We start from the raw sequence: 10232 nt of genomic DNA, 5'->3' as shown, positions 1-10232 counted from the left end.
ATCCATGTGTGCACATGGTCTTTTTTACACTGTCTACCTAAAGGGGATAATACCAATTCGAGGCTCTTTTAATTTCAACAAATTCATGACAACTCTTCTCTTTTCCTCATCACATTCTAAAATACTGTACAATGAAAGTAGAACCTCACCTTAGATTTTTTCTCCATACATACTACTCTAAAAAAATTGCCACACTACCATTGCTAACTGTTTTTACTGGGGGTGCTTACTTATGAGCAATTGGTACAGTAAGACGAAAGATCAAACATTAATCGACCTAGAAACAAATGAACAACACGGTTTAACAGATGAAATCGTAAATGAACGTTTAAAGCAATATGGTTCTAATGAATTAGCTACCAAACAAAAACGTACTTTATGGCAGCGCGTTTTCGCCCAAATTAATGACATCCTCGTATATGTCCTTATTATCGCTGCCCTTATTTCCGCCTTTGTAGGTGAATGGGCCGATGCAAGTATTATCGCGCTCGTTGTAGTTTTAAATGCTGTTATCGGTGTAATCCAAGAATCGAAAGCAGAACAGGCTTTAGAAGCATTGAAAAAGATGGCAACACCTAAAGCTATCGTAAAGCGAGATGGTGAACTAAAAGAGATTCCATCTGAGCACGTCGTTCCAGGTGATATCGTTATGCTTGATGCGGGGCGGTATATCCCCTGCGATTTACGACTTATCGAAACTGCGAATTTAAAAATTGAAGAATCTGCTCTAACTGGTGAATCTGTCCCTGTCGATAAAGATGCAGTCTACCACCCTTCCATGCAAAGTGATGAGCAAGTACCATTAGGCGATCAAAAAAACATGGCCTTTATGTCGACGTTAGTAACATACGGACGTGGCGTCGGTGTGGCTGTTGAAACTGGGATGAACTCACAAATTGGCAAGATCGCTACCCTTTTACATGAAGCAGACGATGATATGACACCACTTCAAAAAAGCTTAGCACAAGTAGGAAAATATTTAGGTTTTGTCGCTGTAGCTATTTGCGCCATTATGTTTCTCATCGGTTTTTTACAAGGACGCGATACTTTAGAAATGTTTATGACTGCAATTAGTTTAGCTGTTGCAGCCATTCCAGAAGGCTTACCAGCTATCGTTTCCATCGTTCTTGCAATTGGTGTTCAGCGTATGATTAAACAAAACGTTATCATTCGTAAACTACCAGCTGTTGAAGCTCTCGGTTCTGTCACAATTATTTGTTCAGATAAAACAGGTACATTAACTCAAAATAAAATGACCGTTACTCACTTTTATAGTGATCGCACATACGACCAGCTAGAAAATTTGAATGTAAATAATGATGTACACCGTCTATTATTAGAAAATATGGTTTTATGCAACGATGCTTCTTACGGTGCCGACTCACAAACAGGGGATCCTACAGAAATTGCCCTTCTTGTTGCCGGAAGCTCTTTTAACATTCAAAAAGATCATTTAGAAAATAAACATGAACGTGTTAACGAATTGCCTTTCGAGTCTGATCGTAAAATGATGTCAACTGTACATATGTACGATGAAAGCTACTATAGCATGACGAAAGGTGCCATTGATAAACTTTTACCTCACTGTACCCATATCTTTATAAATAATAAACTTGAGGTCTTAACAGATTCTGATAAAAACCAAATATTAGAAGCTGCTCAATCAATGTCGCAAGAAGCCTTAAGAGTACTTTCATTCGCATATAAACGATACGATTTAAACGATATGGATATAAATCATCTCGAAGAAAATCTCATCTTTATCGGTCTTGTCGGTATGATTGATCCACCACGCATAGAAGTAAAAGATTCAATTACAGAATGTAAAAAAGCTGGTATTCGCACAGTTATGATTACTGGTGATCATAAGGATACCGCCTTTGCAATTGCCAAAGAACTTGGTATCGCCGAAGAAAAATCTGAAATTATGATTGGAACTGAATTAGATAACATTTCAGATACAGAACTAGCAAGTAAAATCAATCACTTAAATGTATTCGCTAGGGTCTCTCCAGAACATAAAGTGAAGATTGTAAAAGCATTACGTACTAAAGGAAATATCGTTTCGATGACTGGTGACGGTGTAAATGATGCTCCATCTTTAAAACAAGCAGATGTTGGAGTAGCAATGGGAATTACAGGAACAGATGTCGCAAAAGGGGCAGCAGATGTAGTTTTAACAGATGATAACTTCTCATCTATTGTGAAAGCTGTTGAAGAAGGAAGAAATATTTATCGTAATATTAAAAAGTCCATTCTCTTCCTACTCTCTTGTAACTTCGGCGAAATTATCGCTTTATTTTTAGCCATTTTACTTGGCTGGGCGACGCCTTTACGTCCTATTCACATTTTGTGGGTAAATTTAATTACAGATACACTGCCTGCATTATCACTCGGTGTTGATCCTGAAGATCCAGATGTGATGAAGGAAAAACCACGACATGCGAAAGAAAGCTTATTTAGCGGCAGCGTTCCTTTTCTTATTTTCAATGGGGTTGTAATTGGACTTCTTACTTTAACAGCCTTTATCGCTGGGGCAAAGCTCTATACAGGAGATACAAATTTATTTCCTCTCTTCCCAGATCAAATTGATGAAGATGCTCTATTACACGCTCAAACGATGGCATTTGTCGTTCTTAGTTTTTCTCAACTCGTTCATTCATTTAACTTACGTTCAAGAACGAAATCAATTTTTTCAATTGGGATATTTACAAATAAATATTTAGTCTTCTCACTTCTAATCGGTGTTCTTATGCAAGTGTGTATCATCTCCATCCCACCTCTTGCCAATATATTTGGTGTGCATGCATTAACAATGCGAGATTGGGGATTTGTTCTCTTGTTAAGTATCATTCCGCTTGTTGTGAATGAAATTATTAAATTATTTAAGAGAAAATAAAAAGCAATGAGGAATATTCCTCATTGCCTTTTCATTTATCCCGCTATTTGCCGTGCAGTAAGACTCCCACCTCAAAATTCGGCGGGAGCCCCGCTGCCCGTAAACGCCCGATTGGTGAGGGCTAATAATCAGTGGGGGATGAACAACACCCCCACTGATTATAGTTTCACTTTATCCTTGTAATTCTTTTTTGATGTTCTCTGTTAATGTAGCCATACGCTTACGACTTTCTTCACGCTCACGTTTATTTTGCTCTTCAATTTGTTGTGTTTCTTGCATACCTCTTGAAATAATGTTCCAAGTTTCCTCCAGTGTTTCCATCTTAATACTAGAAGAACCTGATATCCTCGCTACTTCCACACTTTGAGTTGCAATATTTTGTGCATTTTTCTTAAGTAATTCATTTGTACGGCGATCAAGCTCAGCCATAGAGTCTGCAACAAGCTTTTGACGTTTCGCATTTACCGCTTGAATGATACCATTTTTAAAGATAGGAATCGTTGTAATAAATGCTGTATTGATTTTACCGATTAATTTATTGTTACCGCGTTGAATCATACGAATTTGTGGCGCTGTTAATAGAGCAACTATACGTGCTTTTTCTAAATCATCAATACGTTGTTCTAAAATTTCAACAGAGTTTTTAAGCGATTCTAATTCAATACCTGCTAACTGATCATTATTACGTATGCGCTCTTCGTACATCGGAACTAACTCTGTATTTAAACGCTCTAATAACATTTCCCCTGCTACTACGTATTTTTCTAAGTCTAAATAATACTTTAAGTTTTGCTCATATAAACCATCTAACGTACCAATTGATTTTTTCATTTCATCTTGATACTTCGTAATTTCTACGTATACTTTATCCATTTCGCGACCCATCGTCTGATACTTACTAAAGATTTGTTCAATCATTTTATCTGCTTTTTTGAACATACGTGAGAAGAACCCACTTTTCTCTTCCGCAAAGTCTTTACTATCAAATCTGTCCATAATTTTACCCAGCTGTTTTAATAATTCACCAGAGTCTTCTACTTTCGATAAAGACATTGTATGTAAAATTTGATCAGCGAAACGTGAAATCTCCATAGAAGGCTCTTTTCCAAGCTCGATTAATTCTAATTGGTCTTTAATGTCTACTGCATTATAAATACGTTGTACTTCAGCATCTTGTCTAAGTTGCAAGCGAACATCTTGTGCGGTTTGCTCATTCAATTCTGTTTTCGAATCTAGTACGACTGGGTTATTCATATGGTATTCTCCCTTTCCTTATAAAAATGGACGAAATAGTCCTTTTATTGTTTGTGATAAATTTTTATAGGCTGATGAACCATGAAATTCAAGATCGAAATTAACTTCTTCAAGCCAATGTGAATCAAATGCTCCTGATTCAATATACGGTTCAATATCGTTTCTCCCCGTCGGATTAAAGTGGAATACATCTACTCCAATTTGATTTAAAAATAGTAATAACACAGCATCAGAACGACTTAATTCTCCGCTCTTCTCATTATTAAATATAACAATTTTCGGTACTTCTTGCGAATAATCAAATTTCTCAAGCTGCTCTAAAATGTTCGGTGGTATTTGAGAGAGTTGTGCGAAAACATACAGTGCTACATCCTGTTTCGTCTCTTTCGCAATTGGTTTACACATTTCACTTTCACACGTATGGATGATTGCTTCTGCAATACCATGTTGTAATCCTTCTGGTAAACGCTTATGTGGCCACCAATGGCTGTTCATAATTAAATCCGGATGTAACTTCCCCCCGCGGTCCAATGCATCTCGATAATGATATTGGAAATTCGCTTTTTGTTCTTTCGTAAACGGGAATGTATTAATCAAGAAACTGTTATCAAATGATGTAACAGCCTTTAATCGCTGAAAATATTCTTTATCATTCTTTGAAACACCTGATATTTTTGCAAATAAAGAAGGAATATAAATATGCTTATTTTCAACAAAGAATGTTGGACGTACAAATGCCTTTTCTTTCGTAATTAAAAAGAGTTCATCGTACGTCGTTTTGAGCGTACGGGCTACAGGTGTATACGAACGGAATTGCCACGGTTTGTATAATAATGAATTATCGTGGTGAAGTACTTGCTCGATTTCTTTTGAAGCTTGATAAGCTACTGTTGCAACGCGTTCACGACGCCGATCAGGAAATGGTTCCAATGAAATACGGCCCGAATGAGATACGACAAAGGTCTTTCCTTCCTCATCTACACTCTCAAATCCATCTTTTCCTTCTGGGTGATAATAAAGCACATCGCAGCCGAGCATAATAAGAAAGTATAAGAAATATATACGACTCTCCGTCGCATCACCGTACCAAACGATACGCGGCATTTGTTTCTTATAATTAATCGTCGAGAACCACTTCGCTACGTAATTTTCACTTAATTTAATCATATCGATTAAGAAACGCCGGAATCCTTCTGTTTTTAAAGATTGATTATGTTGTTTCTCATACAATTTCAATACAGAAATAAACGTCGTATGTATATAATGCTGTAAATCAGGATTGTCTACTTGCGGTAATAGTTGTTTTCCAGACAAATGTGCTACAAGCCTATTTACTGTAAGTCCATTCGGTGCTTCTTGATGTAATGCAAAAACTTCTTGAATATGGCGCAGTTTTTCGGGATCAATCACCTTATTTAAATTTTGTTCATGCAAAACCTCGATCCCTTTTGCTTCACTATAATCAAATAGCCCATTGAAATATTCATCTACATCATTAGGAACACCAAGAATGCGACTTGCTATATAACTAAATTTCATCTCATTCTCTGTCAGTTCATATTGTGGGCGTTTTTCTAAAAGCGCTTCAAATTGCTTTAAATCTGATTCATCTTTTAATGCACATGGTTGAAGTGTAAAACGTGAAAACACAACAGTTCACCTCCAAAAACATTTACGTTTTTTCTAAAGTCTCTCTTCTATTATAAACTATTTTTAGTTATAAAAAATGGGCGCTCGCATAACGAGCAAACCCATTTCAATTATTTATGTTCATTTTTAGTAGCTGCAACTTCTTCTCGTGCTTGTCCACTATTCTTCATGTAGTGAATTATAAATGTTACTCCAAACGCTACAACTAAAACAATAAAGAACACTGTATGACTTACTTCAATATGAATGACAGACAATAGCATTTTTGCTGCAATAATTAAAATTAAAATATATGCTGTCGTCTCCAATTCTGGAATACGCTCTAACAATTTTAAGAATACGCCAGCGATACCGCGCATCATTAAAATACCGAGCATTCCACCTAATAGTAAAATCCAAACTTCATTCGATACACCAAATGCAGCAAGTACACTATCTACAGAGAATGCGATATCCATTAATTCAACCATCGCAACCGTTCCCCAGAAAACACCGAACATCCTGAAGAGAATACTATTTTGGTTCATACCATGGGCTTCCTCTTCTTCTGAAGTGCCTTTTCTTTTATCAATGAAATATTTAATTGACAGCCAAGCTAAGTAAAGCGCACCTAACACTTTTACCCATGCCAATTTAATTAAGAACATTCCGATTCCAATTGCAATAAAACGGAATACATAAGCTCCAATAAGTCCATAGAATAATGCTTTTTTTCGTTTTTCTTCTGGAAGATGTTTTACCATTACCGCTAACACAAGTGCATTGTCAGCAGATAATAACCCTTCAAGTACAACAAGTGTACCTATTAACCCCCAAGATACTGGATCTTGTAACACTTTAATCCACATGTCCAAGTCGAAAAACTGAGCATACGTATCAAGGATTCCTTGCAAAATACTCATCTTACCTTTATCCCCTATTCTTTGCTAGATTTATAGAAAGGTCAAAAAAAGGAAACGAATGCCGTTTCCCTTCTTATGCATCCAAGCCATACGCTCTTACAAGCGCACCTAATCCACCTTGGAATCCGCTTCCTACTGCACTAAACTTCCACTGTCCATTATGACGATATAATTCACAAAAGACAACTGCTGTTTCAATGGAGAAATCTTCCCCTAAATCAAAACGAAGAACTTCTTCGTTTGTTTCTTCATTTGCTAAACGAACGAATGCATTTGCAACCTGTCCAAAGTTTTGATTACGGCCTTCTCCATCATAAATTGTAACTGTAATAGCAATTTTATGAACATCTGCTGGAACCTTTTTCAAATCGACAACAAGTTGCTCATCATCACCATCACCTGCACCTGTACGGTTATCTCCTGTATGTAAAACTGATTCACAAGGAGACTGTAAATTATTATAGAAAATAAAATTAGTTTCCTTCGTACATTTCCCGTTCACATCTAATAAAAAGGCAGATGCATCCAAATCGAAATCAGATCCACCATCATAAGATTTAATATCCCATCCAAGACCAATTACTGCTCTTGATAAACCTGGGCTTGTTTTAGCTAAATCAATTTTCTGTCCTTTTTGTAATTGAATAACCATATATATTCACCTCTACATTTTAATTTCAAAAAATATATCCATCAGTAAATATACGTTTCACTGATGGATATATAAAGCTATTACTCTACATCTAAACCAAAGTTATTACATAGAGAACCTAATCCACCTTGGAATCCACTTCCGATTGCATTGAATTTCCATTCACCTGCGTGACGGTATAATTCGCTTACTACTACAGCCGTTTCAATAGAGAAATCTTCTCCTAAATCGTAACGAATTAATTCTGCATTCTTTTCTTCATCCAGAATGCGTACGAAAGAGTTAGAAACTTGTCCGAAGTTTTGGCTACGGCCTTCTCCATCATATATTGTGATTGTGAAGCAAATACGTTCGATATGTGCAGGAACATTTTTTAAGTCTATTTTAATTGTTTCATCGTCGCCTTCACCGTCACCTGTACGGTTATCTCCTAAATGCTCTACAGCACCATTCGCACCTTTTGGATTATTATAGAAGACGAAATCCTCTGCTCCTGAAACTTTACCGTTAGCACCTACTAAGAAGATACTAACATCTAAATCGAAATCGTTTTGTCCGTCATAACGATTCGTATCCCAACCAAGTCCTACAAGAACTTTCGAAAGACCTGGATTTGCTTTTGTTAAGTCTACCTTTTGTCCTTTTTTCAATGAAATTGATGCCATATACGATTCCTCCTTGGTTTATTTTATTGGTAACGTGATACAATCTCACTTAAGTTTTTATCTTGTGTTCCTTCTCCAACTGCTGAAAACTTCCATTCGTTTCCGTCTCGATACATTTCCCCTGCAATTAAAGTCATTTTGCCAGCGTAATTATCTGACAAATTATAACGTGCTAATTCTTCACCTGTTTGTGGGTTTTGAATACGAATATATGCATTGCGAATCATCCCAAAATCTTGACGACGATTTACACAGTCATAAATATTTACAACGAATACTAAACGATTAATACGGCTCGGAACTTTATGTAATTCTACGAAAATTGTTTCGTCGTCACCAGCGCCTTCACCTGTTAAATTATCTCCTGAATGAATGATACTACCACAAGTAGAAAGTTTGTTGCCGAAGTAAACTAGATCATTTTTGTTTAAAAAACGATCCCCTTCTAACATAACAACAGATGCATCACAATCTACACTTGGTTTACTTCCAAATAAAGAAGACAGAAACCCACCTGATTGCCCAATTGGATCCCAGCCTAAGCCAACCTGCAGTTTCGCTACTCTCGGTTGTCCTTTCGTTAAATCAATCTTTTGTCCTTTTTCTAAAATAATAGGCATGAAGTTTCTTCCTTTCTACAAAGCATTTTCCAAATCGGAAAACATTGTATTCTCCTCTTATATTGTAGCATTATTTATCTAATGAGAAAAAGGATAAATTCTCAATTATATGAAAACAGATACTATATTTATTTATAATGATGTAATAAGTGGTAAATAGAACCAATCATTCCTGCACAATTGCCGCTTTGCGCAAGTTTAATCTCACAATTACTATAAATCTCTTGATTTAAGTATGTTCCTATCCCTTCCTTCACTTCATTTAAGAAATCATCTCCTCTTTCAGTAATTCCCCCACCAATAATAATCATTTTCGGATTAAAAATATAAGCAAGGTTACTAATTCCAATCGCCAAATGTTTAAAGAAAATCTTCACGGCTTGAGTAACACCGCTATCACCCTTATCATATAATTCAAAAATTGTTTTACCATCCCACTCCTCTTCACCTTTATATTTTCGTACAAGATGCATTAATCCCGAAATTGAGGCAACCTCCTCAAAAGTTTTCCCTTCTATTAACATATTCCCCCATTCCCCAGTGCCAAACGAATGTCCACGGTATAACTCCCCATTTATAACAATTGCTCCACCAATGCCCGTTCCAAGCGTGAGCATAATAAAATCGCTTTCTCCCCTCCCAGTACCTTTCCATTTCTCGCCTAAGGCTGCACAATTAACATCATTTTCAATAGATACAGGAACTTTTAATACTTCTTGTAATCTCTCAACAATAGAAATATTAGCATAATGCGGAATGTGATCCACACCTCCTGTTATAACTCCTTTATCAATATCAACAATTCCCGCTGTACTAATACCAATTCCGGAAATAGTATGTTCAGTCATTAACTTTTTTGATGAATATATAAGCTTTTGAACAATTTGTTCCCCGCCCAAGTAAATTTCTGTTGGGACCTTTTTATGCATTAGTACTATCCCTATTTCTGAAACAATTCCATATTTAATTTGCGTACCACCAATATCAAATGCAATATATTCTTTCATCCGTTGCCACTTCCTCTACTGTTATGAGTGTAAATTCTCCATCACTCTACTATTTGTAGGGAATTTACATTAACTCTTTTCTCCCTTTAGAAATACACCACCTTTTTCTATATATAGTTTTTTTTTGCATAAAACTCTTTTTCCTATGAAATATTACAAAGGGATGTATTTTAGATGGAACAATAATTTTTTCTTCAGGAGGAAAACAATGACAAAGATCTTCATTTTAGCATCAACACTTTCTTTATCTTTTTTTAGCGGCTTAAATATTGGTAATGCTGCCACTGAAAACTTCCATCCAATAACAAACGCTATTGTGCAAAATAACGATAATTTAGCAGAAGGTAATTCAAAAGATAATAATAAACCTCCAGGAAACAATGGTTCTCAGGACGATAGTGGTTCTGACGGCAACGGCTCTGGCGGCAACGGTTCTGGGGGCAGTGGTTCTGACGGCAGTGGTTCTGGTGGCAACGGCTCTGGTGGCAACGGTTCTGGGGGCAGTGGTTCTGGCGGCAGTGGTTCTGACGGCAACGGCTCTGGCGGCAACGGTTCTGGGGGCAGTGGTTCTGACGGCAGTGGT

The 10232-nt window shown here is 36.6% G+C and carries 8 protein-coding genes and 1 pseudogene; 2 read left to right on the top strand and 7 right to left on the bottom strand.

Features of this window, described 5'->3' with window-relative positions; translation table 11 throughout:
• The first annotated feature begins 232 nt into the window (after nucleotides 1–232).
• A complete protein-coding gene (locus CQZ94_RS28995) occupies nucleotides 233–2899 on the top strand; it encodes a cation-translocating P-type ATPase (protein ID WP_105588205.1) in 2667 nt (888 codons plus the stop codon).
• Between the two features lie 171 nt (nucleotides 2900–3070).
• Here CQZ94_RS28995 and CQZ94_RS28990 read toward each other — a convergent pair whose 3' ends face one another.
• From CQZ94_RS28990 to CQZ94_RS28960, 7 genes are all read right to left on the bottom strand, one after another.
• Nucleotides 3071–4153, bottom strand: coding sequence for a toxic anion resistance protein (locus CQZ94_RS28990; protein ID WP_105588204.1), 1083 nt, complete (start codon nucleotides 4151–4153; stop codon nucleotides 3071–3073).
• An 18-nt stretch (nucleotides 4154–4171) separates the two neighbouring features.
• Complete coding sequence (locus tag CQZ94_RS28985; RefSeq protein WP_105588203.1) at nucleotides 4172–5803, bottom strand: YceG family protein; 1632 nt, start codon at nucleotides 5801–5803, stop codon at nucleotides 4172–4174.
• Between the two features lie 110 nt (nucleotides 5804–5913).
• Nucleotides 5914–6705 (bottom strand): TerC family protein, encoded by a 792-nt coding sequence (locus CQZ94_RS28980; protein WP_105588202.1) that lies wholly within the window; start codon nucleotides 6703–6705, stop codon nucleotides 5914–5916.
• Between the two features lie 73 nt (nucleotides 6706–6778).
• Complete coding sequence (locus CQZ94_RS28975; protein ID WP_105588201.1) at nucleotides 6779–7357, bottom strand: TerD family protein; 579 nt, start codon at nucleotides 7355–7357, stop codon at nucleotides 6779–6781.
• Nucleotides 7358–7437: 80 nt separating this feature from the next.
• Nucleotides 7438–8022: a TerD family protein gene (locus tag CQZ94_RS28970; protein WP_105588200.1), complete on the bottom strand. Its 585-nt coding sequence runs from the start codon at nucleotides 8020–8022 to the stop codon at nucleotides 7438–7440.
• Between the two features lie 23 nt (nucleotides 8023–8045).
• Nucleotides 8046–8642, bottom strand: coding sequence for a TerD family protein (locus tag CQZ94_RS28965; protein ID WP_002029589.1), 597 nt, complete (start codon nucleotides 8640–8642; stop codon nucleotides 8046–8048).
• 128 nt (nucleotides 8643–8770) lie between these two features.
• Complete coding sequence (locus CQZ94_RS28960) at nucleotides 8771–9649, bottom strand: ROK family protein (RefSeq protein ID WP_105588199.1); 879 nt, start codon at nucleotides 9647–9649, stop codon at nucleotides 8771–8773.
• A gap of 208 nt (nucleotides 9650–9857) precedes the next feature.
• Here CQZ94_RS28960 and CQZ94_RS28955 point away from each other — a divergent pair.
• Nucleotides 9858–10232 (top strand): annotated as a pseudogene (locus CQZ94_RS28955) (cell wall anchor protein); the annotation flags it as partial.

The organism is Bacillus sp. MYb209 (assembly GCF_002975175.1).
Lineage (GTDB): Bacteria > Bacillota > Bacilli > Bacillales > Bacillaceae_G > Bacillus_A.
This window is presented reverse-complemented; position numbering and strand designations above follow the sequence as displayed.